The following is a 21186-nucleotide window of genomic DNA, read 5'->3' as shown; positions in this document are numbered from 1 at the left end:
GTCGGGCCCAGTCTAGTCCCTGTACGGCGTACACCATGCCTTATAGGCTTCCCGAGTGATTCTGGTTCTTGCGTGATCCATCGGGGAGGATACGCATGAGAATTCGCGGCGCGACAGCCATCGCAACGGCGCTCGTCCTGTTTACATCATCAGCGCGCGCGGATGGCACGCTGCCGTTCAGCGGCACCTACATCGGCCTCAATGCCGGCGCCGCGTGGGGCTCGTCGGGCTACTCGACAAATCCAGGCTGTGTGCCCGATAACGCCAATGGGGTGTTCTGCGAGCAACCACCCGATCCCTCCGCAGCGAACGGCACTGCTGTCGCCGCGAGCGGTACCGGGGACCTGTCATCTTCGGGGTTCACCGGCGGCGTTCAAGGCGGCTACAACTGGCAAAACGGCAATGTCGTCTACGGCGGTGAAGGAGATTTCGGCGCGTTCGATCTGAGCGCGTCGGCAAGCCCAACGGGTCTCTTTCCCTCTGTGTTCGCTGGCACGAGCTATGTGCTGGGCGAGAGCATGTCGACGAGCTGGCTGGCTACCCTGCGCGGACGCCTCGGCTACACGGTGCTGCCGGACCTCTTGCTGTATGCCACCGGCGGTCTGGCTCTCACCGACTTCACTTTTTCCAGCAGCTATAGCGACAACGCCAACAACGGAATTGTCTTCGGCGGCACGGGCTTCGGGGAGGGCAGCGAGGTCAAGGTCGGCTGGGTAGTGGGCGGTGGCGGCGAGTGGCTACTCGACGGACGCTGGTCGATCAAGGCCGAGTACCTCTATCTCGACTTCGGCTCGATGAACGTCGCCGTGCCGACGAGCAACTCGCCGGCCTTCACGCAGACCATGTTCGTCGAGGCCGATCTGTCGGCCCAGGTCGCGCGTGTCGGTATCAACTACAGACCCTGAAGGTCACGTCGCCTTGCGCTTGAAGAAGGCGCGCGAGGGCGTGGGGCGGCGTCCCGCACGCTCTTCCGGCGTCGACGGCTCGATCAGTTTGATCGCCTGCCAGAAGATGATCGGGAAGATGACGACGAGAAACAGGCCGATGCCCATCAGGTCTTTCATCTCGGCGCTGAAGCCGCGGTAGAGAACGAGAAAGCCGGAGCCGATGCCGCCGGCGGTCAGCAGTGTGATCATGATCGCCTGCAGGTGGTGCGAGACGACGTACCAGAGACCGACGACGGCCAGCAGCGCGGTGACGGCGATGGCGGTCATGACGCCGGGGTGTGCGCCCAGATACTGAATGAGCTCGTCAAGCATGCCTTGCCTCCGCGTTCGCACGATGCCCTGAAGGTGCGCAAAATCCCGGTCGCTGCACCTTGATGCCATTAGCACTCAATTTTACGGCATGAGCAGCGCGACGGCGGAAAAAGCCCCGCCGCGGCTCAGAAGCCACAGGCTAGTGTCCCGATTCCGAAGTTCGCCAGAGATCGCTGCTTGGACACTAGAGTCATGGATTTTCTAGTGTGATTCAGATCGAGAAATTCGCCCGATACCCCGCCGCTGATGGTAGCGAATTTCTCGATCATCACGCTAGGCTGTGGACAAACCATCCGGCAAGCGCAGGGCCGAGCGCATTAATTTGCCATTGGCGGTGCGCGGCAGGGCGTCAACGAACATGATCGAACGCGGGCACTTGTAGGCGGCGAGCCGCTCGGCGGCAAAGCGCTCGATCTCGCCGGCGTCGCGCGCTGCGCCCGCATGCGCGACGATAAAGGCGGCGATGACGCTGACATCGGCGCGCACTTTGACCTCGGCGCAGGCCACTTCGGCGACCGAAGGGTGCTCGCTCAGCGCGGCCTCGACCTCCAGAGGCGACACGCGGTAGCCGAGGGCTTTCATGAGGTCGTTGGCGCGTCCGCGATGGAACACGTAGCCGTCCGCGTCGACGGCCGCGAGGTCGCCGCCGACGAACCACTCGCCGCGATAGACGGCCGCTTCCTCGTCCGGCCGCTGCCAATAGCCGAGCATGAGGCCGGGGTCGGAGCGATGCACTGCGAGCAATCCTTCCTCGCCGGAGGGAAGGGGCTGGTCGCCGCCCTCTACCGGAAGAACGGCGATGCGGCGGCCAGGCTGGGCCTTGCCCACGGCGCCGGTGCGGCGCGGGACGGCAGGGCCGGATGAGACGTAGGTCGATATCTCGCTCATGCCGAGCGCTTCATAGAGAGGGCGACCGGTGCACGCCTCCCACTCCTCGAACAATCCCGGGGGCGGGCTCTCGCCGGCCATCAGACCGTGCCGCAGCACGCCGAAATCGTCGCGCGAGGGCGCGGCGTACTTGAGCATCTGGCGATAGATTCCGGGCACGCCGGCGAACAGCGTAGCGCCGGTCCGCGCGATGAGGCGCGGCCACAGCGCCGGGTCCTTTTCACCCGTGTAGATGATCGCCGTGGCGCCGTTCGCCCAGGGATCGGTCAGCCCCGTGCCGAGCGTGAAGGTCCAGTTGAACGCGCCCGCATGCAGCATGCGGTCATCCGGCGTGAGACCGTACCAGCCTTGATACATCGGCCGGCGCCCGAAGGCGGAACGCTGCGCGTGCAGCACGCCTTTCGGCCTAGCGGTCGTGCCGGACGTATAGATGAGGAAGGCCGGATCGTCGGCGGCCGTGTCGGCATACCCAGCCCGCGGTGCCTCGCGCAGCATGCGGGCGATGTCGTCGGTATCGAAGACGCGCACGCCCGAGGGGACGCTGCTCAAGCCGAACTCGCCGCCGAGCGCGATCGCTTCCGCACCGCTGTCCAGCAACAGGAACTGCGCTTCCACTTCGGTAAGTTGCGCCGAGGTGGGCAGCGGCACGAAGCCGCCGGCGATGGCGCCGAAGAACAGAAGGGCGTAGGCGCTGGTGTTGTCGAGGCGGATAAGGATGCGCGCACCCGGTTGCAAGCCGCTCGCCCGCAAGCCTCCGGCAATCCGCAGGATCGCATCCTCGACATCGGCAAACGACCACATCTCCGCGGGCGTGCCATCGGCATCGGCAGTGACCAGCAGCGCAGGATGCTGCGGGCGCAATGCCGCCGCGCGGCCGATGGCGTAGGCCGCCATGTTGAAGCGACGAGGGAGCTGGTCGATGGCGCCTGTCATTGGCCGGCCATCCACCAGCTGTCGACGTTGTAGCCGAAGAGTGGCGTCGTCTCGGGGTGCTGCAGCCGCGTCCAGTAGGCCACCCACTGCTTGGGTATGAAGAACAGCGGGATGACGTAGTCGCCCGAGAGGAGCACGCGATCGAGCGCGCGGACGGCGGAGACGAAATCGTCCTCCGTTTTTGCCGCCAGCATCGCCTGGATCATGGCGTCGGCCGCCGGATTCTCGACGCCGGCGAAGTTATAGGTGCCCTGGACTTTTGCTGATTGCGTCGACCAGCGGAAGAGCTGCTCGTTGCCAGGCGACAGCGACGACGTCCAAGCGTTCTGGATCATGTCGTAGTCGTAGCTGGTGAGCCGCTGCTGATATTGCGCGCCATCGACGACGCGCAGCTTCACCTTGATGCCGAGCCGCTCGACGTCGCGCGCGAAGGACAAAAGCAGTCCCTCCTGCGAGGTCGACGAAGCCAGGATCTCGAATTCCAATTGCCGGCCGTTCTCTGCGTTGACCAGCTTGCCGCCGCGCAGCTCGTAGCCCGCCTCCTGCAGCAGGCGGAACGCCTTCTCCTGGTTGTCGCGACCGCGCCCCGATCCGTCCGTCGAGGGGAAACGATAGGTTCCCTCCATGAACTGTGGCTTCACCGCGTCGGGAAACGGCGCGAGGATCTGGCGCTCGCGCGCGTCCGCCGGACGTCCCGTGGAGGCGAGGATCGAGCGCTCGAAGTAGCTCTGCGTGCGGCTGTAGAGGCCGGCATAGAGCGTGCGGTTGATCCATTCGAAATCGAACAGATAGATGAGGGCTTCGCGCACGCGTGCATCCTTGAACACCGCGCGCCGCGTATTAAACACCAGCCCAGTCATGCCGGCGGGCAAGCCGATCGTGAACTCGCGCTTGACGGCGCGCCCGTCGCGGATGGCCGGGAAGTCGTAACCGTTCGCCCAGCGCCGCGGATCCTCCTCCGGCCAAAGGTCGATTTGACCCGCCTTGAAGGCGTCGAACATCACCGAGCCTTCGCGGAAGTAGTCGAAGCGTATCTCGTCGAAGTTGAAGCGGCCGCGGTTCACCGGGAGGTCGCGGCCCCAATAGTTAGGATCGCGCACGAAGGTGATCGAGCGGCCGGCGTCGATCTTCCCGACCTTGTAGGGTCCCGAGCCGATTGGCGCCTCGAGCGTCGTGTTCTCGTAGGTGGCGGGATTGATGGCGTGCTTGGGCAACACCGGCAGCAGGCCGAGGATGAGCGGGATCTCACGGTCGCCCGCTGCATCGAAGGCAAAGCGCACCACGCGGTCCGAGAGGCGCTCGGTCTTCGCGACCTTGGCGAAGTAGGTGCGGTGGTTCGGTCGCCCTTTTTCCTTCAGCAGCTGGAGAGAGAAGATCACGTCGTCGGCGGTGATCGGCGTGCCGTCGGAGAAGCGCGCGTTGGGATTGAGATGAAATGTGATCGACGAGCGGTCCGCGGGAACGTCCACCCTTTCGGCCACCAAGCCATACAGCGTGAACGGCTCATCGAGACCGCGCGCCATCAGGCTTTCGATAGTGAAGTCGCGAATGCCGTTGGCGGCGACGCCTTTGATGATGAGCGGGTTGAGGTTGTCGAAGGATCCGAAGGCGCCGAGGATGAGCCGTCCCCCCTTCGGCGCATCGGGATTTACGTAGGAGAAGTGAGTGAAATCCGGCGGCTGCTTCGGTTCACCATAGAGGGCGATGCCGTGCACGGGCTCGGCCCGTGCCGGTACGAGAGTACCCAGCAACGCAACAGTAACGGCGACGATGAACCTGGAAATCATTCAGGATTCCGGGCAGCGGCAGCTTGCGGGGAATATGAGCAGTTGCAGCCTATTACCACAGCGTGATCGCTCTACCAGAACATCCCGCAATTGCGCCCTCCCGGCACCCGCCGTTGCGGCTTTGCCACGATGTGCGAAATGGATTACTTGATCGCGCCCGCCGGAATTCCACGGCCACGGGATTGCCGTAATCCGGGCCTTACTGCCGCAGCGATGAGCGCCGAGGGGCGTCATGGGGCGCGCAATTCGTGCTCGCCCAGCGAGGGGTGAGCTGGGCGGACCAGCTCTCTAAGAAAGGTTTGTATTCCATGACAAATAACGTTGCGCACCTCCTGGACAAGGGGCGGAGCGCCCGTGGGGTCGCGGCCGTGTGCGCCGCTCTCGGGTTGGCCGCCATGATCGCTGGTACGCCAGCACTCGCGCAGGATCCGGCAGCTAAGGCGCCTGCCGCTGCTCCCGCTGCCAAGGCTCCCGCGGCCGGCGCTCCGGCTGCCAAAGGCGCCCCTGCAGCGGCCGCTGGCAATAAGAGCGCGTGGGTGAAGCTTTGCGAGAAGGCGCCGTTCAATACCAAGGACAAGGACGGCAAAGAGGTCAAGAACGAGAAGAACATTTGCCTCACCCATCATGAGCGCCTCGACGGCAACACCGGCATGGTGATGGTCTCGGCGGCGATCCGTGAGATCGAAGGCATCGACAAGAAGAGCATGATGGTGATGGTGCCGCTGGGTATGGCGCTGCCCCCCGGCCTGCGCGCCGCTGTGTACACGAAGGAACAGTGGGCCGCCGCCGCCAAGAACGAGAAGATCGACGAGAAGGCGCTGAAGCCGCTCGCGCTGAAGTACTCGCTCTGCCACGCCGCCGGTTGCACGGCCGAGGTTGAAGCGACGGCCGAGCTCATCGAATCGATGAAGACCGGTGGTGGCATCATGGTCATCGCCATGAATGCCGGCGCTCAGCCGATTGGTTTCCCGGTTCCGCTCGACGGTTTCACCGAGGCCTTCGGTGGCAAGCCGGTCGACAATAAAGAATACGCCAAGGCGCGCGGTCAGCTGATGGCCCAGATCCGCGAGCGTCAGCAGGCGGCTCTCGAGAAGTACAAAGCTGAGCAGATGAAGAACCTGCCTCCGCCGCCCGCGGATGCAGCTGCTCCGGCCGCTGCTCCGGCGGCGAAGAAGTAAGCTCCGCCATCGAGCACGATCGATTAGAAAGCCGCCCGGCCGACAAGCCGGGCGGCTTTCTTATGAGCGTCGCGCTGTCAGTGGGATTGCAGGAAGAGCGCCCTATAGCCGCCGTTCTCATCCTCGGTGAACAGCTCGGAGAGCTGGGGATGGCGCAACGGCTGTCCGGTCTCGTCAGGCAGCAAGTTCTGCTCGGAGACGTAGGCGATGTACTCGGTCTCTGCGTTCTCGGCCAGCAGGTGGTAGAACGGCTGCTGCTTGTGCGGCCGGATGTCCTCGGGAATCGACTCCCACCATTCCTCGGTGTTGTCGAACACCGGATCGATGTCGAAGACGACACCGCGAAACGGGTAGAAGCGGTGGCGCACGACCTGCCCCACCGAATACTTCGCTTGCCTTACCGTGCCCATTTTTCGCGCGTCCGTCCCACCCCGCGCCCTATTCCACGGGAGCCGGCCATAACTGTCAATCGAAGCCGCGCAAGTCGGTTCACGACGTGCGATCCGGACCACCCAGCGACCTAAAGACCGTAGGCGGCAGCCTTCTGCGGATCCTTGGTGGCAACCAGGCGGGCGAGGTCGACAATGACCTTGGCCTGCTTCCAGGTGGCGTCGTCCTGCATCTTGCCGTCGATCATCACCGCGCCGGTGCCGTCCGGCATGGCGTCGAGGATGCGCTTGGCGAAGGCGACTTCCTTCTCGTCGGGCGAGAAGACGCGCTTGGCGATGTCGATCTGCGACGGATGCAGCGACCAGGCGCCGAGGCACCCCTGCAGGAACGCATTGCGGAACTGCGCCTCGCAGGCGGCGGCGTCGGAAAAGTCGCCGAACGGCCCGTAGAAGGGCTTCAGGCCGTAGGCGAGGCACGCGTCGACCATCTTGCCGACGGTGTAGTGCCAGAGGTCCTGCTGAAAAAATGGGCGGCTCGCGGCGCCATTGCCATCGGCCAGCACGCCGTAGTCGGGATGGCCGCCGCCGACGCGCGTCGTCTTCATGCCACGCGAGGCAGCGAGGTCGGCCGGGCCGAGGCTCATGCCGTGCATGCGCGGCGACGCCGCGGCGATGGCTTCCACGTTGTTGACGCCTTCGGCCGTCTCGAGGATGGCGTGGATCAGAATGGGCTTCTTGATGGCGTGCTTGGCCTCGAGCTGGGCGAGGAGCTGGTCGAGATAGTGAATATCCCACGGCCCCTCGACCTTCGGCAGCATGATGACGTCGAGCTTGTTGCCCGCCGCGGCGACGATCTCGCGCACGTCGTCGAGCATCCACGGGCTGTTCAGGCAGTTGATGCGCGTCCAAAGGCCGGTCGTGCCGAAGTCGGTCTCGCGCGCCATGACGATGAACCCGGCGCGGGCCGCTTCCTTCTGGTCCGCCGGTATAGCGTCCTCGAGATTGCCGAGCACGACGTCGACTTGTCCGGCGATGTCCTTGATCTTGGCGCGTATTTTCTCGTTGTGCGGCGGTATGAAGTGGATCATGCGCTCAAGCCGTACCGGCAGCGCGCGATAGGGTTCGGGAGCGCCGATGGCGAGCGGGGAATAGAACTTTGCAGGCGTGCGGCTGCTGGCCATCGCGTCGGGCTCCATGTTGCGGCGCGGCGCACTCTATTGGGCCGCCGTCACCTGTCAACGCGGAGCGGAGTAGCAGCCTCCCGCCGCAATCGTCGCGAAACGCGTCCGGCGAGGGCTAGGTTTTCGCCGGCTCGAGGGCGGCAACAATGGCCTTGAGATTGGAGACAAAGAGCTTGGCGCGCGTGGCCGGCAGCGCCTCCACAAGGGCCTGCTCGATACGGCCGACAATGGGTTCGGATGCTTCCAGAACCTTCTGCCCAGCTTCGGTGAGCGTAATGGCGTAAGCGCGCGCATCGTGCCGCGTGCGCCGCCGCTTCAGGAGCCCTTTGCGGATTAGTAGCTGCACGACCTGGGAGACGGTCGAGCGGTCGATCCCCGTGGCGTTGATGATGTCCTGCTGGCTCAATCCCTCGCGTTCCGCCGCCGCGACGAGCACCGTGTACTGAGTGGTGGTTACGTCGAGGCCGTTCATGTGCGTCTGGAACAGCTCGCCGGCGCACTGATGGACCCGGTGGAGCAGGTGCAGAGTGGAGAAGTTCACGGTTAACATACCTTTCCGGGCGATATGACGGATATGCACGCTTAGATTGCAACCGGCACCGTCCTGAAGTTCGGTAGACGGACTAAAGTGCCCCAGATTCCATGCGCGTGCTTGACCGAGCCGGCACAATCGGTTGACCGTGCGGGCAGCCCCGCCGAGGCAACGCATGTCCATTGCTTTCTCTACGGAGCATCTACACCAGCATGACCGCGTGCCCTACTGGGTCGACGTGGCCACGGAGGCGTTCTTCAAGCACCAGTTCAGTGCAAAGAACGGAGACTTTGCCGGGTCTCTCACCGGGGATTGGCTGGACAACCTCTATCTATCCCGTTGCGAGTGCACGCCTTGCGAAGTCACGCGCACGCGCCGCGAGGCTGCCCGCGACGACATCGACGACCTGATCCTGGGGGTCAGAGTAGATGGGCGCTCGACGATATCCCAGGATGGCCGCGACCATTCGATCGGCAAGGGAACGCTATATCTGCAGGACGTGAGCAAGCCCCTCGATATTGAGTTCCTCAGTCAGTCGACGACGATCTTCGTCAGCATCCCTCGCAAGGTTCTGCAGGCGCGCGTCGGCCAGGCGGTGACGAGCGGCGTCGTATTGCCGGACCATCCCATCGCCGGTCTGGCGGCCGAATTCATCGCGATGCTGAGCGAGAGGGCCAGCTTGTTGGACGATCGGCTGAAGCCCCGCTTAGCCGAGCAGGCGCTTGACCTCATCGCCCTGACGCTGACGGTCGGCGATGCCAGCCCGACCCTGTCTTCGCCGCGTTCAACGACGCTCATCCGCCTCAAATCGATGATCGATGCGCGCATCAACGACCCGGTCCTGCGGCCGGCGGACGTGGCGGCCGCTGCCGGCATCAGCGTGCGCTACGCCAACGCGCTTCTGGCCGAGGAGAATACCTCCGTCGAGCGCTACATCCTGCACCGGCGTCTCGAGCATTGCCGCCGTGCACTCGAAGATCCGCTGCAGGCGCATCGGATGATCGGCGACATCGCCTTTAGTTGGGGTTTTTCCGATCTGTCGCACTTCAGCCGCCGGTTTCGTGCTCGGTTCGGCATGACGCCCGGCGAGTTGCGACGCAACAGCCAGCCGCAGAACGCCCCGTGACGGCGCGGCGCAACGGCGCGGCTCCCGCTTCTTACGGTTCGGTAATGAGACGGAAAACTCCTCGCAATACCGGAAGCGTATGTTTCGAGCGCAACTGAAAGATTCGCTATGCGCATTCTTGTCGTCGAGGACGATACCGAGACGTCCTCCTACATAACCCAAGGATTCCACGAGGAAGGCCACCTCGTCGAGACCCTGTCCGACGGCCGAGACGGCCTCTCGCAAGCCATGAGCGAGGCTTACGACATTCTCATTGTCGACCGCATGTTGCCCGGCCTCGATGGCCTCTCGCTCGTGCGCGCGTTGCGGGCAGTCGGCAGCAAGGTCCCCGTGCTCTTTCTGACCTCACTCGGCGGCGTCGACGACAGGGTCGACGGACTGAACGTCGGTGGCGACGACTATCTCGTGAAGCCATTTGCATTCACCGAGCTTTTGGCGCGGGTCAATGCACTCGCCCGTCGCCCCCACATGAAGGAGGCCGACACCGTTCTGCGCGTGGGCGATCTGGAGATGGATCTCATCGCGCGGACCGTGAAACGCGGCGGCGGCAACATCGAGCTGCAACCCCGCGAGTTCCGTTTGTTGGAAGTGCTCATGCGCAACAAGGGACGCGTGCTGACCCGCACCATGCTGCTGGAGCGCGTGTGGAGCTTTCACTTCGAACCGCGCACCAGCATCGTCGAGACGCACATCTCGCGCTTGCGGACCAAGATCGACCGGCCCTTCGGCAAAGATCTGATCCACACCATCCGCGGCTCGGGCTACACCATGCATGATCAGCCATGATCTTCTGAAGCGGACGCCGGTGCGTCTTGCCGGCGCGTTCGCACTGCTGTTTGCCCTGACCGTCATTGCTCTGGTCGGCGTGCTCTATTTCACGCTCGTCTCCGAGATGAACCTCGCGATCCGCCAGCACGTCGAGGAGATCACCGACGCCTTGCAGGCGATCGACCGGCAGCAGGGTTTCGACAACCTCGCGAGCGTGGTGGCGGAGGAAGCCGCTTCGGTCCGCGACTTCGACAGCATCTTCATGCTGCGCGCCGACGACGGCTCGTTTCGCGCGGGTAACGTGCAAAATGTTCAGCCGTTCACGGGCTGGGGGGAACTCGATCGCGCGTGGCTGCCCGAGGTCGCCGACAAAGGCGACCCCGACGATCGCTTCTATGCCAAGTGGAGCCCCGTGTCGGGCGGCCACATCCTTGTCGGCGGCAGCGATCGGCAGATTCGGCAGGCGCGACGGCTTCTTGGCCACGGGCTAGGTTGGGCGCTCCTCTCGACAATCCTGCTCGCCGCCGGCTCCGCCGTTTTCCTGGCCCGGCGCGCGCAGCAGAAGATCGACATGTTCGCGACCACGCTGTCGAAGGTCAGTCGGGGCCAAATCGGCGAGCGCGTTCCCGTCACCGCCTCGCACGACGACCTCGACCACGTAGCGACGCAGATCAACGCTACGTTGGCGCACCTTCAGAAGCTGATCGAGAACGTCAACCAGGCGTCGTCCGACATAGCCCACGACCTCAAGAAGCCGATCGGCCGGCTCCGCCGACGGCTCGAGCAGGCGCTACGCAGCGCTGACGATGTCGGGAGCTTCCGGGTGCAGGTGGGAGACGCACTGGGAGAGCTGGACTCTATCGTCGAGACATTCGAGGCGTTGTTGCGCATCACGCAGATCGAGGCGGGTGCGAGGCGGTCGCGCTTCCGCGACGTGGAACTCGGCGGATTGCTTGCCGATATCGCCGACATCTATGAGCCGGTCGTCGAGGAGTCGGGGGGAAACCTCGTCAGCACGTTGAATGGGATTCGCGCGCCGATCACGGGCGATCGCGAGCTGTTGACGCAGCTCTTCGCCAACCTCATCGAAAACGCGATCCGCCATGCGCCTGAAGGAACGCGCATCGACATCGGGCTCACAGCGGTGGCGGATCGCTACGTGGCCAACGTTACGGACCAGGGGCCGGGCATTCCCGCGGACGAACGCGGGAACGTGTTTCGCAGGCTCTACCGACTGGAGCGCGAGCGTACGACGTCAGGAAGCGGGCTGGGCTTGAGTCTCGTCGCGGCGATCGCCGATTTGCACGGAGCCGGTGTCGAGCTTTCGGACAATTCCCCGGGGCTGCGGGTCGAGGTGTCATTCCCGCGCGCGCAATAAGAAAGGTGCAGCGTTTGAGGCGCTGCACCAAGGGACAGTAAGGAGGAGCTAACGTCAACTAACGGCAGTGGCGATGGTGATGGCTCCACCAGCAACGCCGGTGGTTCCTGTGCCACCAGCGCGCCTGGGTAACGACCGAGGCGTGGGCGGCCGGATGAACCGCGGTCCGGATGCCACCCGGGACTGCGGCTTGGCTCGACGTGGCGAGGCAGATTGCAAATACGCTGACAACCAGCGACAGCGGAACGAAACGCTGCATGGAGGTGACCCCTAGTTCATCGGCACCGAAAGTGCGCGAGTTGGACCGGAATGAAGACGGAGCGGCAGGCGCGGATGGCCTGCCGCGCCCGAACGAGACTTACTTCTTCACGCACTTGCTCGAGGCGTCGTCCCACTTCATCGTGGTGATCTTCTCACACGCAGCCTTGGTCTTCGGCGCGTCCTTGGCCATGGCGATGCCGGGGGCGACGGCGCCGAAGGCAATGGCGGCGAGAATGGCAGTCGACAACAGCTTCTTGGACATTTCACACTCCATCTTTTTTCCGGGTGGCTCACGATCACCCGGGCGCAAAACTGCGCCTGCATGTTTGCCGCCGTCTGACCCGGCGCATACGCTTTTGTAAGGTGATGGAGGGCGACTTAGGCGTTGTTCTGCTTGCGAAAATCGCTCGGTGAACAGCCGTATGCAGCCTTAAAGCGTCGCGTAAAATGCGACTGGTCGGAGAAGCCCCAGGCGTAGGCGATCTCGCCGACACTGCGGTGCGCCTGGCTCGCATCGGCGAGCGCCATGCGGCAACGCTCAAGACGTCGCGACACGATCAGGCGCTGCAAAGACATGCCCTCGTTGGCGAGAAGCGAATTTGCATAGCGCACGCTGATGCCCGCCGCTGCGGCCGCCGTCTCGGGATCGAGCGAGGGATCATGGAGCCGCGTCTCGATCACGGTACGCAGCTGCAGCAGAGCCACGGCGCGTGCCGAGGACAGCGACGGCCTTTCGTCAGTGCCCTGTTGCGCCGCCAGGGAGAGGGCAATCAGGTCGAGGAGCTGCTCACCAATGCGCTCCCGTTCGATCGCCTGCAGGCTGCCGATGCGAGGAGGAAGCAGGCGCACATAGTCGGAGAGGATGCCGCCCACTCCGCTGCCGTGCCGCACCGCCCGCGCAGTGAGCTGCGAGGTCGGCGCTAGCCGCGCCTTGAGCGCACGATGCGGGATCTTGATAAAGAGCCGCCGCCAATGCGGCGAGTAGTGGCTCGTGTATGGCCGCTGCGCGTCGAGAAGGGCGAAGTCTCCGGGCTGGAGCTCCGCCTCGCGGCCGTCCTGCATCAGGGTGGCGCTGCCCTCGAGCTGGAGGCCAAGCAAGAAGACGCCGTCCTCGTCGTTGGCGATGTTGCGCGCGGAAACGGCAGCATAGTTCAAGCCGCGGCTTTCAACTTCGATGACGCTCAGATCGCCCAGTGTGCCTCGGTGAATCGACGCATCGAACACGGGCGTATTTTCTACGCGGCACTCATGCTTGACGAACACCTTGCAGGCAACGTCGTACCAGTACGCGAGACGGTCGCGTGGGTGGGTTTCCGACATGGCAAGAATCTTGTCCACGTGCGCGCCGGACCTCCCCCTCTATGGAATCGACGGCAACTGGTAGAGCAGTGGTTTACATGGTCGCTGTCATCATCAAGGTGAATTCTACGCGCGGCTAGCTCCAACGCCGATTGCTCCACATCCATTGTTCCGGCGCCTCGCGTATCCACGCCTCGAACTGTTTCTGCATGTGGACCATGGTCCACCGGATGTCCTCGGCCTGATTCGTGGTGCGCGGCACGCGCAACTCTTTGAGCTCGATCTCGAAGCGGCTTTGCGTGCCGATGCGTTTGCAGCGCGACAACCAGATGCGGGCACCGACGCGCCGCGCGATCATGGCGCCGATCGCCTGCGTCTTGGCGTCGTGACCGAAGAACGGGACCGGCATGCCCGTGCGGTCGTAGAGGTCGCATACGAGGCCGAGGCGCCCGCCGCGACGCACGAAGTCCATGATCGCGCGTGCCGTTCGCTGATCGTCGCCGTGTTCGCCGACATTGCCGCGGCCGAACAGGCCGTCGGGATAGAGGTCCTTGCGTTGGGCACGCACGTAGGCATCGACGTACGGATTGGTCACGGAACGGTAGACGGCGGCCGGATTGGCGCCGGCCCAGGTGAACGGCAGGATGGCCAGCTCCCAATTGCCCATGTGCAGGCTGACGCCGACCGCGGGCCCGAGCTTGTCCCTGTAGCGGGAAAAGATGTTCTGGCTGACGATGTCGATCCGCTCCGGCTCGGCCAGGAAGCGATCGATGCGCATCGTCTCGACCATGACGCGGCCGAGGTTTTCCCAATGGCCGAGGGCGATCGCTTCGCGCTCGGCTTCGCTCTTCTCGGGAAAGGCGAGCGCGAGATTGGCGAGCGCGCGCTTGTGGCGCTTGGGGTTGATGAGCGGCGCGAGACGGCGCCAGCACCAGGCGGAGGCGCTAGTCGCCAAGCTCAGCGGCAGAGCGCGGAAGAACCCGGCGACGAGCCGCAGAACGGCATACTCGGCGCGCCACTGCAGGTCCTGGAGACGGTCGCTTTTTGTCATCGGCCGGCCGGAATCCCGCGTGCTGCAACGAATATGGCGGTCTTGCCGGGGGGCATCGTCGCCGTCAAGCGTCGGCTTTCTGAACGCCCGGTTGCATCAGGCGCGGGGCGAGGAACGACGGAGCCAGACCTTCGCGGATGGCGAGGCGACGCACCGGGCCGATGGACTTGAGAAGATGGAGGCCGAGGCCGCGCAGGGCCTGCACCGGGGGAGCTTCCGACAGGAGGGTGCGGTTCAGGATGTCGACCCCCCAGATGCGCGAGGCGATGTCGGTGCGGCGCATCCGCCCATAAGCGTCGAGGACATCGGGCGCGCCGATATCGCCGCCGGCGGCGCGTGCGTCGGCCACGCAGTCGGCAAGGCAGGCAGCGTCGCGTAGCCCGAGGTTGAGCCCTTGCGCGCCGATCGGCGGGATGACATGGACGGCTTCACCGACGAGGGCGATCCGATTGCGTCCGGCAACCTCGGCCGACAATCCCGACAGCGGAAAGACGGCGCGCGGGCCGATGTCGCCGACGCTGCCGAGTAGCCCTTGCAGTCGTTCTTCCAGGGCGGCGCGGAAATCCGGCTCGGGGAGCGCCGCCAGTGCCTCAGCGGTGGATGGACGCTCGACCCACACGAGGCTCGACGCGTTGTCTGGCGACGGCACGACGGTGAATGGCCCGGCGGGGCGGTGGAACTCGGTTGATATCCCCCCGTGGGGCCGCTGGTGGGAGAACGTGCAGGCGACCGCACTCTGCTCGTAGCCCCACGTGCGCGCGGATATTCCGGCTGCTTGCCGGCAAATCGACTGGCGGCCGTCAGCGCCGACCACGAGCCGCGCCGAAAGGACAGAACCGCTAGCAAGGTGCAGGGCGACGCCATCGGCCGCTGGTACAACCTGAGTGACGGCCACATCGATGAGGGACAGCGTGGGGACCGCCATTGCCTGCATGCGCATCGCGTCGACCAGCGCGGCGTTGGGGATGTTAAAGCCCAAGCGGTCTAGGCCCGCCTCGCTGGCAGTGAAGGTGACCTCGGGCGCGCGCAGCAGTGCGCCCATGTCGTCGACGATACGGATACCATAGACGGGCTCGCCTGCGGTCCGGCAGACGGCTGCCAACCCCAAATTCTCCAGGAGCGTGACGGAGCCGCCGAACAGGGCCGCGGTGCGCGTGTCGCGGCGGGGCGGCGGGGCGCCGATGGCGGCGACGCGCAATCCTTGCTGCGCCAGCGAAAGGGCAGCCGCCAGGCCGGCCGGCCCGGCGCCGACCACGGCAACGTCGTATGCTGAGGCATCCGTCATGACTTCAGGCCCACCGACCACCTGCCGGGCGCCATCATCGAGCGGCGAGGCGGCCGTGTCCATCGGCCCTGGCGCCGCGGAAATTTGTGGCGAATCGGCGATTTACCCTGGGCAAAACGGGGGTAAATCGCGATCAGAGTGGATGGCTCTCTTGTTGGTGCGCAAGTGCCACATGGCGCCAAGAACACACTTGGCGAGACAAACGTTTACTAGGGCTTAACCGTGCCTAAAACATCCTTGTCATGGTAGCTGCGAGGCAGCATTTTCGCTTCAGGGCGAACACACCAGGAAGACCTTGCGGGGTTGTTGAGATGAAGACCGGGTTCGTTGTAGCGCTGGCGTTGGTTGCGGCACTCGTTGCCGGCCACGGCGCGTTCGCGTTCCAGGAGCAGAAGGGCAGCACCCCAGCGCCCGCCGAAGCCGCGCCGGCACCCGCCGAGGCGGCGCCTGGCGATGCCAAGGCCGGGCTCACCGACGACAGCGTGCCCAAGCCGGAAGCCGGCACCGAGATCCGCATCCCGGGCCTCGGCAAGCTCGGCGTGCTGCCGAAGATGGATTTCGGCCTCGAGCTGCTTTACGGCGCGGCCGAGAACCAAGCCCAGCCGGTGCCAACTCCCAACCCGGACGACGATCTGACAGTCCGCGGTTCGGTCAAGCACCGCTTCTAATCCTCATCACGCGGAGGGGGACTTCATGCTTCCCCTTCGACTTTCCGACATCGCCGCGGCCAGCGTGCACCTGTTCACGGCGCTTGGCGCGGTGTGCGGCCTCTTCGCTGCGCTTGCCGCCTTCGACGGCGCCTGGGAGCGCATGTTCATCTGGCTCGGCGTGGCGCTCGTCATCGACGGCATCGATGGCACTTTCGCGCGCATGGCGCACGTCGAGGAGCGCCTTCCGCGATTCTCCGGCGAGCGGCTCGACCTCGTCGTCGACTACGTGACTTACGTCTTCGTGCCGGCGCTGGCGCTGCTGCGTGCCGGCTTTCTGACGGGCACATGGGGCCTCGTCATCGCGGCGCTGATCTTGCTGTCGTCGCTCTACCACTTCTCCGACCTCGCCAGCAAAGGCGAGGACTACAGCTTCATCGGCTTTCCGGCGATTTGGAACGTGGTGGCGTTCTACGTCTTCGTGCTGTCGCCACCGGCGTGGCTGACCTACACGATCCTGCTCGCCCTCGTGGTCCTAACCTTCGTTCCCATGCCCTGGGTGCACCCGATGCGGGTGAAGCGGCTACGGACGCTGACGCTGGCCGTCACCGCGGCATGGGCGATCGCTGCCATCGCCGCCGTGTGGTCGGGCTTCCCGGCGCCGGTCTGGACCCAGGTCGTGCTCGTCGCCGCCGCGCTCTATCTTTGCGGCCTGACGGTCGAACGTGTCTTGCAAGGGCGCTGGGACGACTAGGACCTAGATCCGCTCTCCGCCAGGAAGGCGTCCCAGCCGGGCTTCTCGCCGAAGCGGCTCACGAGAAAATCGATAAAGACGCGCGTCTTCGCCGCCAGATAGCGATTGGGCGCGTAGAGCGTGAAGATGCCGAGTTCGGTGGGCGGCGTCGCTGTCAACACGGGCTGCAGCCGGCCCGCTGCGATGTCTGGTCCGACCAGGAACGTCGGCAGATCGGCGATGCCGTTCCCGGCCAGCGCCGCGGCGCGCAGGACCTCGCCGTTATTGGAGCAGAGCGCGGCAGAGATCTGCACGTTGACGACCTCGCCGTCCTTCACGAGCTGCCAGCGATGCGCTGCCGCCATGTGCCCGTAGGCGAGACAGCGGTGATTGACGAGATCGGCGGGGGTCTCGGGCGCGCCGTGCTGCGCCAGGTAAGCCGGCGCAGCGACGAGCGCGCGCCGCGCCGGTGCGAGCCGCCGGGCGATGAGGCTGGAGTCCGCGAGGGTGCCGATGCGGATGGTGACATCGACGCCTTCCTCGAGCGGGTCGATGAAGCGATCGTTCAAAACCAATTCGAGGCGCAATTCGGGGTAGCGCGCCATGAACTCGGCGATGGCGTCCCCCAGGTAGAGAATGCCGAACGACATCGGCGCGTTGACCTTGAGGACGCCGCGCGGCTCTTCGTGCAGACGGGAAATCTGCAGCTCCGTTTCCTCGACGTCGGCGAGGATAGAGGCGACGCGCTCGTAGTACGCGAGGCCGGCCTCGGTCGGGGTCACACGCCGGGTCGTGCGGTCGAGCAACCGCGCGCCCAAGATCCGCTCCAGCTCCATCACGGCCTTGCTGACGGCGGAGCGGGTGAGGCCAAGGCGGCGGGCGGCTTCGGCATAGCTGCCGGCAGCCACCACCTTGGCAAAGGCATTCATCGCCTCGAGTTTGTCCATTGTCGCCAATATGGAACCAGATAGGTTCATAATCGATGGATTGAGCTTAGTCGGTCAACGGCGAATATATCCGGCAACGACGCCGGCACATCCGCCGGCGCCCTCAAAAAGGGAGATGCAACATGTTGACCCTCCGCAGAGCCGAGGAGCGCGGCCGCGCCAATTTCGGTTGGCTCGACAGCCGCCACAGCTTCTCGTTCGGCCACTACTTCGATCCCAAGCACATGGGCTTCGGCCCGCTGCGGGTCATCAACGACGACCGCGTCGCCGGCGGCGGCGGATTTCCCGCGCATCCGCACGCCGACATGGAGATCGTCTCGTACGTTCTAGAGGGTGCGCTCGAGCACAAGGACAGCATCGGCACCGGCTCGGTGATCCGGCCTGGCGACGTGCAGCGTATGTCCGCCGGCTCCGGCATCCGCCACTCGGAGTTCAATGCGTCGAAGAGCGATCCCGTCCACTTCCTGCAGATCTGGATCGTTCCGGAAAAGAAGGGTCTGGAGCCGAGCTACGAGCAGAAGACGTTCACGACAGCCGACAAGCGCGGCAAGCTGCGCCTCGTCGGTTCGCGTGACGGACGCGACGGATCGGTGACCATTCACCAGGACGTCGACTTCTACGCGACCGTGCTCGGCGATACGGACAAGGTCGCGCACGAGCTGAAGGCGGGCCGCGCCGCCTGGGTGCAGGTGGCGAGCGGAACGGCAACGCTCAACGGCGAGCAGCTCTATCCCGGTGACGGCGTCGGCGTGACCGAGGCCGGCAAGCTGGAGCTCGCCGGAACCAGCGAAGCCGAGGTACTCGTCTTCGACATGGCTGCCTAACGCAAAGGTGCTGCCGGTTGCCTTAAGGCGGCTGGCAGCGCTTGCGCTACGATCGCCCAAACCAGCAAGAGGCCATCATGACCAAAGTTCTCGTTCTCTACTATTCGAGCTACGGCCACATCGAGAAGATGGCCGGCGCCGTTGCCGAGGGCGTCCGCGAGGCGGGCGCCGAGGCTGTTATCAAGCGCGTGCCGGAGCTGGTGCCGGAGGAGGTGGCGAAGAAGTCGGGGTTCAAGCTCGATCAGCCCGCGCCGATCGCCACCGTCGACGAGCTGGCCGACTACGACGCCATCATCATCGGCACGCCGACGCGGTTCGGCAACATGACGGCGCAGATGAAGAACTTTCTCGACCAGACCGGTGGCCTGTGGGCGCAAGGCAAGCTGATCGGCAAGGTCGGTTCAGTGTTCACATCGAGCGCGACGCAGCACGGCGGCCAGGAGAGCACGATCCTCGCAACGCAGATCGTGCTCTTGCATCAGGGGCTCGTGATCGTCGGTCTGCCGTACTCGTTCCAGGGGCAGATGAGCTTGCAGGAGGTGACCGGCGGATCGCCCTACGGCGCGTCGACCATCGCCGGCGGCGACGGCTCACGCCAGCCGAGCGACAACGAGCTCGCCGGCGCGCGCTTTCAGGGCCGGCACGTGGCGCAGATTGCCGCCAAGCTGGCGCGATGATCGGTCGGTTTCGGCGCCGATGTAGCAGCTCATAAGCAATGCACTTCTTCTTGGTTTGCGGCCTCTCACGCCCTGACTAGCTTGCCGCCAGCAAGCAAGACGGGGAAAGAATGTCCGCCATCCGCATCTGGTATCCATTTACCTTCACGAGCCGCACCGAGCAGGTCTATCGCGTATCGTTCCGCCTCGCCGAGGAGGCGACGTGGGATCATCGCTATCACGATCTCCGGGGCGCCGAGCTGAGTGCGGTGGAGCTCGGTCTGCATGTGTCTGACATCTCGCGCATTCAGGCGTCCTGCGATGCCGCGGTCGGCTCGGTCTACGTAAGCATCCCCCAACGCGCGTCGAGCGCATCAGCCGGCGATCACGCGCCCGCTCCCTAGCCACGCCACGTCTCAACTCAGTTACCCGAAACGCAACACCCCCGCGCAGCGTCCAAGGACTGCGCGGGGGTGGTCTCCGCTTCAGCGGAGGAGTGGGCGCCGACCGGCCCTGTGCCTGCAGCCATCAGGCGAGGCGCGAAGGACGCCCAATCACGTCAGACGTACTCCAGTTCCGGATGACCGACGCGCGCGCGGACGCGTGCATGGTCGCGCGGTCGCTTGGCACCGAGGTCGAGGGCGGCCCGATGCGCCGCCTGCGCCGTTGCGAACTTCTTGCCGTCGAGGGCGCGGAACGCGTTGAGTGCCGAATGGAACTGGAAGGCGGATTCGCCCGCTTCGCGGACGACGATACCGACGGCGTCGCTGCCGATCTCGATGATGTAGGCTTGTGAAGACATGAGCTCACTTGCGCCGATGCGTACCGGCGCTCCCTTATGCTGCTTTGATGACGGTTTGATGCGGGCGGCTAGTGCCGCTCAGGCGCGCTTCAACAGCACATGCAACAGGAGGAGCTCATCGGTCTGCACGATTGCGGGGCGAGTGCGATGGTCGAATTGACGACGCTTGCCATGGTTGTTCTCCTTGGAGCCGAGGCCGTGCGTACAAACACGGCATCTTAGCGTTTGGTTTCGCGGCGCAATCCTGCTCTGCAAATCACCGCGGCCGGCGCATGCCGACGCGTCCATAGATGGTGGGTGGTCCGTCCAAGGTCAAATAAGAAGACCTGCATTTCTTATGAACTGGCATGCCTAGGGAGCAGCGACGGCAAGGACGGTGGGCGTTGCGCCGTCCGGCTCCGTTCCTAGAGGCCAATTTTGCGCTGCCGAAAAGTTCTCCATCGCATCGGGCATGATCCGCGGCTGCGTGTTCGGGTTTGGCTGGGTTGTTACGCCAGCGTGCAGCGCAGCAAGCCGCCGATCCGCGGCATAGCTGGAAACCGAATATCGACATCAGCATTTCTTCGTTGCGACAAATGGACCCCGACGCCTAGCTTCGGGGTTAGGCAGATCACGCGCGGAAAGGCACGGACTTACGGGGAAACGAGCGACAACTCGAGTAACAACTAGAGCGAGGTACCAGCATGGCTACCACTCTCCTTGTTCCTGGTCTCGACGGAGGCGGCGAAGGTCACTGGCTGAGTTGGTTCGAAGCGACGATCCCTGACACGCGCCGCATGGCGCCCCCCGATTGCAAGAACCTCGATCTGTCGGAATGGTCGGCGCTGGTGCGCTGGCACCTGCAGCGCAGCGAAGATCCCGTGTGGATCGTTGCCCACGGCTTCGGCTGTCTTGCCGCCGTGCGCGCCGCAGTAGACTGCGCCGATCGTGTGGAAGGCGCGTTGCTCGTCGCGCCGTTCGATCCCGACAACATGCGGCTAGCATGGATGCTGCCCGAGGAGCCGCTCGGCTTCCCGGCGGCGATCGTCGCGAGCACCAACGACCCGCACATGCGGTTGAGCAAAGCGGCGTTTTGGGCGGGATATTGGAGCTGCGAGTTCGTCAACGCCGGCCGCGCCGGCGGCATCGATCCGGCAGCCGGCTTCGGTCCGTGGCCGGACGGCCGGGCGATATTCCACGAGCTGCAACGCTCACCCGCCGCGATCGTGCGTCAGCTCGCCGGACGGGAAGCGCCGCACTTGTCGCGCGCGATCTAAAGCGGA

At 64.8% G+C, this 21186-nt stretch carries 23 protein-coding genes; 11 read left to right on the top strand and 12 right to left on the bottom strand.

The window, feature by feature from the left end:
* Positions 1 to 95 precede the first annotated feature (95 nt).
* Positions 96 to 905, top strand: coding sequence for an outer membrane protein (locus GIW81_RS02650; RefSeq protein ID WP_154737789.1), 810 nt, complete (start codon positions 96 to 98; stop codon positions 903 to 905).
* Between the two features lie 3 nt (positions 906 to 908).
* Here GIW81_RS02650 and GIW81_RS02645 read toward each other — a convergent pair whose 3' ends face one another.
* The 3 genes from GIW81_RS02645 to GIW81_RS02635 all read right to left on the bottom strand — a co-directional run bounded on the left by GIW81_RS02645 (position 909) and on the right by GIW81_RS02635 (position 4867).
* Positions 909 to 1259: a hypothetical protein gene (locus GIW81_RS02645; protein WP_154737788.1), complete on the bottom strand. Its 351-nt coding sequence runs from the start codon at positions 1257 to 1259 to the stop codon at positions 909 to 911.
* A gap of 273 nt (positions 1260 to 1532) precedes the next feature.
* Complete coding sequence (locus tag GIW81_RS02640; protein ID WP_154737787.1) at positions 1533 to 3080, bottom strand: class I adenylate-forming enzyme family protein; 1548 nt, start codon at positions 3078 to 3080, stop codon at positions 1533 to 1535.
* On the bottom strand, positions 3077 to 4867 hold the full coding sequence (locus GIW81_RS02635) for an extracellular solute-binding protein (RefSeq protein WP_154737786.1): 1791 nt from the start codon (positions 4865 to 4867) through the stop codon (positions 3077 to 3079). The genes GIW81_RS02640 and GIW81_RS02635 overlap by 4 nt, the downstream gene beginning before the upstream one ends.
* Before the next feature lie 308 nt (positions 4868 to 5175).
* On the opposite strand from GIW81_RS02635, the gene GIW81_RS02630 reads away from it, so the two are divergent.
* Positions 5176 to 6045, top strand: coding sequence for an invasion associated locus B family protein (locus GIW81_RS02630; RefSeq protein ID WP_154737785.1), 870 nt, complete (start codon positions 5176 to 5178; stop codon positions 6043 to 6045).
* Between the two features lie 77 nt (positions 6046 to 6122).
* Here GIW81_RS02630 and hspQ read toward each other — a convergent pair whose 3' ends face one another.
* The 3 genes from hspQ to GIW81_RS02615 form a co-directional block, all read right to left on the bottom strand.
* Positions 6123 to 6455: a heat shock protein HspQ gene (gene hspQ / locus GIW81_RS02625; protein WP_154737784.1), complete on the bottom strand. Its 333-nt coding sequence runs from the start codon at positions 6453 to 6455 to the stop codon at positions 6123 to 6125.
* Between the two features lie 110 nt (positions 6456 to 6565).
* On the bottom strand, positions 6566 to 7615 hold the full coding sequence (locus GIW81_RS02620; RefSeq protein WP_154737783.1) for an HpcH/HpaI aldolase/citrate lyase family protein: 1050 nt from the start codon (positions 7613 to 7615) through the stop codon (positions 6566 to 6568).
* Between the two features lie 115 nt (positions 7616 to 7730).
* On the bottom strand, positions 7731 to 8156 hold the full coding sequence (locus GIW81_RS02615; RefSeq protein WP_195930323.1) for a MarR family winged helix-turn-helix transcriptional regulator: 426 nt from the start codon (positions 8154 to 8156) through the stop codon (positions 7731 to 7733).
* A gap of 166 nt (positions 8157 to 8322) precedes the next feature.
* Here GIW81_RS02615 and GIW81_RS02610 point away from each other — a divergent pair, with 166 nt between their 5' ends.
* The 3 genes from GIW81_RS02610 to GIW81_RS02600 all read left to right on the top strand — a co-directional run bounded on the left by GIW81_RS02610 (position 8323) and on the right by GIW81_RS02600 (position 11419).
* Positions 8323 to 9273, top strand: coding sequence for a helix-turn-helix domain-containing protein (locus GIW81_RS02610; RefSeq protein ID WP_154737781.1), 951 nt, complete (start codon positions 8323 to 8325; stop codon positions 9271 to 9273).
* Between the two features lie 108 nt (positions 9274 to 9381).
* The gene (locus tag GIW81_RS02605) at positions 9382 to 10059 is read left to right on the top strand and encodes a winged helix-turn-helix domain-containing protein (protein ID WP_154737780.1); all 678 of its coding nucleotides are present in this window, start codon (positions 9382 to 9384) and stop codon (positions 10057 to 10059) included.
* Positions 10046 to 11419, top strand: coding sequence for a sensor histidine kinase (locus tag GIW81_RS02600; RefSeq protein WP_154737779.1), 1374 nt, complete (start codon positions 10046 to 10048; stop codon positions 11417 to 11419). The genes GIW81_RS02605 and GIW81_RS02600 overlap by 14 nt, the downstream gene beginning before the upstream one ends.
* 358 nt (positions 11420 to 11777) lie before the next feature.
* Here the strand turns inward: GIW81_RS02600 and GIW81_RS18765 are convergent, their stop codons facing one another.
* The 4 genes from GIW81_RS18765 to GIW81_RS02585 form a co-directional block, all read right to left on the bottom strand.
* Positions 11778 to 11942, bottom strand: coding sequence for a hypothetical protein (locus GIW81_RS18765; RefSeq protein WP_195930321.1), 165 nt, complete (start codon positions 11940 to 11942; stop codon positions 11778 to 11780).
* Between the two features lie 116 nt (positions 11943 to 12058).
* Positions 12059 to 13018, bottom strand: coding sequence for an AraC-like ligand-binding domain-containing protein (locus GIW81_RS02595; RefSeq protein WP_154737778.1), 960 nt, complete (start codon positions 13016 to 13018; stop codon positions 12059 to 12061).
* Between the two features lie 97 nt (positions 13019 to 13115).
* Entirely contained in the window at positions 13116 to 14030 is a 915-nt protein-coding gene (locus GIW81_RS02590) for a lysophospholipid acyltransferase family protein (protein WP_154737777.1), read from the bottom strand.
* A 64-nt stretch (positions 14031 to 14094) separates the two neighbouring features.
* A complete protein-coding gene (locus GIW81_RS02585) occupies positions 14095 to 15378 on the bottom strand; it encodes a UbiH/UbiF family hydroxylase (protein ID WP_195930319.1) in 1284 nt (427 codons plus the stop codon).
* A 248-nt stretch (positions 15379 to 15626) separates the two neighbouring features.
* On the opposite strand from GIW81_RS02585, the gene GIW81_RS02580 reads away from it, so the two are divergent.
* Positions 15627 to 15983, top strand: a complete 357-nt coding sequence (locus GIW81_RS02580; protein ID WP_154737776.1) for a hypothetical protein — start codon at positions 15627 to 15629, stop codon at positions 15981 to 15983.
* A gap of 25 nt (positions 15984 to 16008) precedes the next feature.
* Entirely contained in the window at positions 16009 to 16716 is a 708-nt protein-coding gene (locus tag GIW81_RS02575) for a CDP-alcohol phosphatidyltransferase family protein (RefSeq protein WP_154737775.1), read from the top strand.
* On the opposite strand, the gene GIW81_RS02570 is transcribed toward GIW81_RS02575, so the two are convergent.
* A complete protein-coding gene (locus tag GIW81_RS02570) occupies positions 16713 to 17642 on the bottom strand; it encodes a LysR family transcriptional regulator (protein WP_154737774.1) in 930 nt (309 codons plus the stop codon). The two genes, GIW81_RS02575 and GIW81_RS02570, sit on opposite strands and share 4 nt — an antisense overlap.
* Positions 17643 to 17764: 122 nt before the next feature.
* Here GIW81_RS02570 and GIW81_RS02565 point away from each other — a divergent pair, with 122 nt between their 5' ends.
* From GIW81_RS02565 to GIW81_RS02555, 3 genes are all read left to right on the top strand, one after another.
* Entirely contained in the window at positions 17765 to 18466 is a 702-nt protein-coding gene (locus tag GIW81_RS02565) for a pirin family protein (protein ID WP_154737773.1), read from the top strand.
* Positions 18467 to 18543: 77 nt separating this feature from the next.
* Positions 18544 to 19143, top strand: coding sequence for an NAD(P)H:quinone oxidoreductase (wrbA, locus tag GIW81_RS02560; RefSeq protein WP_154737772.1), 600 nt, complete (start codon positions 18544 to 18546; stop codon positions 19141 to 19143).
* Positions 19144 to 19253: 110 nt separating this feature from the next.
* Entirely contained in the window at positions 19254 to 19526 is a 273-nt protein-coding gene (locus GIW81_RS02555; protein ID WP_154737771.1) for a hypothetical protein, read from the top strand.
* Between the two features lie 155 nt (positions 19527 to 19681).
* Here the strand turns inward: GIW81_RS02555 and GIW81_RS02550 are convergent, their stop codons facing one another.
* Positions 19682 to 19924, bottom strand: a complete 243-nt coding sequence (locus tag GIW81_RS02550; protein ID WP_154737770.1) for a hypothetical protein — start codon at positions 19922 to 19924, stop codon at positions 19682 to 19684.
* A 683-nt stretch (positions 19925 to 20607) separates the two neighbouring features.
* On the opposite strand from GIW81_RS02550, the gene GIW81_RS02545 reads away from it, so the two are divergent.
* Positions 20608 to 21180 carry an RBBP9/YdeN family alpha/beta hydrolase gene (locus GIW81_RS02545; RefSeq protein ID WP_154737769.1) on the top strand — a complete coding sequence of 191 codons (573 nt, stop codon included), beginning with the start codon at positions 20608 to 20610 and terminating at the stop codon, positions 21178 to 21180.
* The last annotated feature ends 6 nt before the right edge of the window (positions 21181 to 21186 follow it).

Source organism: Hyphomicrobium album, assembly GCF_009708035.1.
Taxonomy (GTDB): Bacteria; Pseudomonadota; Alphaproteobacteria; order Rhizobiales; family Hyphomicrobiaceae; genus Hyphomicrobium_A; species Hyphomicrobium_A album.
Note: the sequence above shows the minus strand (reverse complement) of the source record. Positions and strands in the feature narration are given on the sequence as shown.

What these genes read in the sequence shown, in the direction of transcription:
- GIW81_RS02650 (WP_154737789.1), top strand. Translation starts at nt 96, where the DNA reads ATGAGAATTCGCGGCGCGACAGCCATCGCAACGGCGCTCGTCCTGTTT.
- GIW81_RS02645 (WP_154737788.1), bottom strand. Translation starts at nt 1,259, where the DNA reads ATGCTTGACGAGCTCATTCAGTATCTGGGCGCACACCCCGGCGTCATG.
- GIW81_RS02640 (WP_154737787.1), bottom strand. Translation starts at nt 3,080, where the DNA reads ATGACAGGCGCCATCGACCAGCTCCCTCGTCGCTTCAACATGGCGGCC.
- GIW81_RS02635 (WP_154737786.1), bottom strand. Translation starts at nt 4,867, where the DNA reads ATGATTTCCAGGTTCATCGTCGCCGTTACTGTTGCGTTGCTGGGTACT.
- GIW81_RS02630 (WP_154737785.1), top strand. Translation starts at nt 5,176, where the DNA reads ATGACAAATAACGTTGCGCACCTCCTGGACAAGGGGCGGAGCGCCCGT.
- hspQ (WP_154737784.1), bottom strand. Translation starts at nt 6,455, where the DNA reads ATGGGCACGGTAAGGCAAGCGAAGTATTCGGTGGGGCAGGTCGTGCGC.
- GIW81_RS02620 (WP_154737783.1), bottom strand. Translation starts at nt 7,615, where the DNA reads ATGGCCAGCAGCCGCACGCCTGCAAAGTTCTATTCCCCGCTCGCCATC.
- GIW81_RS02610 (WP_154737781.1), top strand. Translation starts at nt 8,323, where the DNA reads ATGTCCATTGCTTTCTCTACGGAGCATCTACACCAGCATGACCGCGTG.
- GIW81_RS02605 (WP_154737780.1), top strand. Translation starts at nt 9,382, where the DNA reads ATGCGCATTCTTGTCGTCGAGGACGATACCGAGACGTCCTCCTACATA.
- GIW81_RS02600 (WP_154737779.1), top strand. Translation starts at nt 10,046, where the DNA reads ATGATCAGCCATGATCTTCTGAAGCGGACGCCGGTGCGTCTTGCCGGC.
- GIW81_RS18765 (WP_195930321.1), bottom strand. Translation starts at nt 11,942, where the DNA reads ATGTCCAAGAAGCTGTTGTCGACTGCCATTCTCGCCGCCATTGCCTTC.
- GIW81_RS02590 (WP_154737777.1), bottom strand. Translation starts at nt 14,030, where the DNA reads ATGACAAAAAGCGACCGTCTCCAGGACCTGCAGTGGCGCGCCGAGTAT.
- GIW81_RS02585 (WP_195930319.1), bottom strand. Translation starts at nt 15,378, where the DNA reads ATGGACACGGCCGCCTCGCCGCTCGATGATGGCGCCCGGCAGGTGGTC.
- GIW81_RS02580 (WP_154737776.1), top strand. Translation starts at nt 15,627, where the DNA reads ATGAAGACCGGGTTCGTTGTAGCGCTGGCGTTGGTTGCGGCACTCGTT.
- GIW81_RS02575 (WP_154737775.1), top strand. Translation starts at nt 16,009, where the DNA reads ATGCTTCCCCTTCGACTTTCCGACATCGCCGCGGCCAGCGTGCACCTG.
- GIW81_RS02570 (WP_154737774.1), bottom strand. Translation starts at nt 17,642, where the DNA reads ATGGACAAACTCGAGGCGATGAATGCCTTTGCCAAGGTGGTGGCTGCC.
- GIW81_RS02565 (WP_154737773.1), top strand. Translation starts at nt 17,765, where the DNA reads ATGTTGACCCTCCGCAGAGCCGAGGAGCGCGGCCGCGCCAATTTCGGT.
- wrbA (WP_154737772.1), top strand. Translation starts at nt 18,544, where the DNA reads ATGACCAAAGTTCTCGTTCTCTACTATTCGAGCTACGGCCACATCGAG.
- GIW81_RS02555 (WP_154737771.1), top strand. Translation starts at nt 19,254, where the DNA reads ATGTCCGCCATCCGCATCTGGTATCCATTTACCTTCACGAGCCGCACC.
- GIW81_RS02550 (WP_154737770.1), bottom strand. Translation starts at nt 19,924, where the DNA reads ATGTCTTCACAAGCCTACATCATCGAGATCGGCAGCGACGCCGTCGGT.
- GIW81_RS02545 (WP_154737769.1), top strand. Translation starts at nt 20,608, where the DNA reads ATGGCTACCACTCTCCTTGTTCCTGGTCTCGACGGAGGCGGCGAAGGT.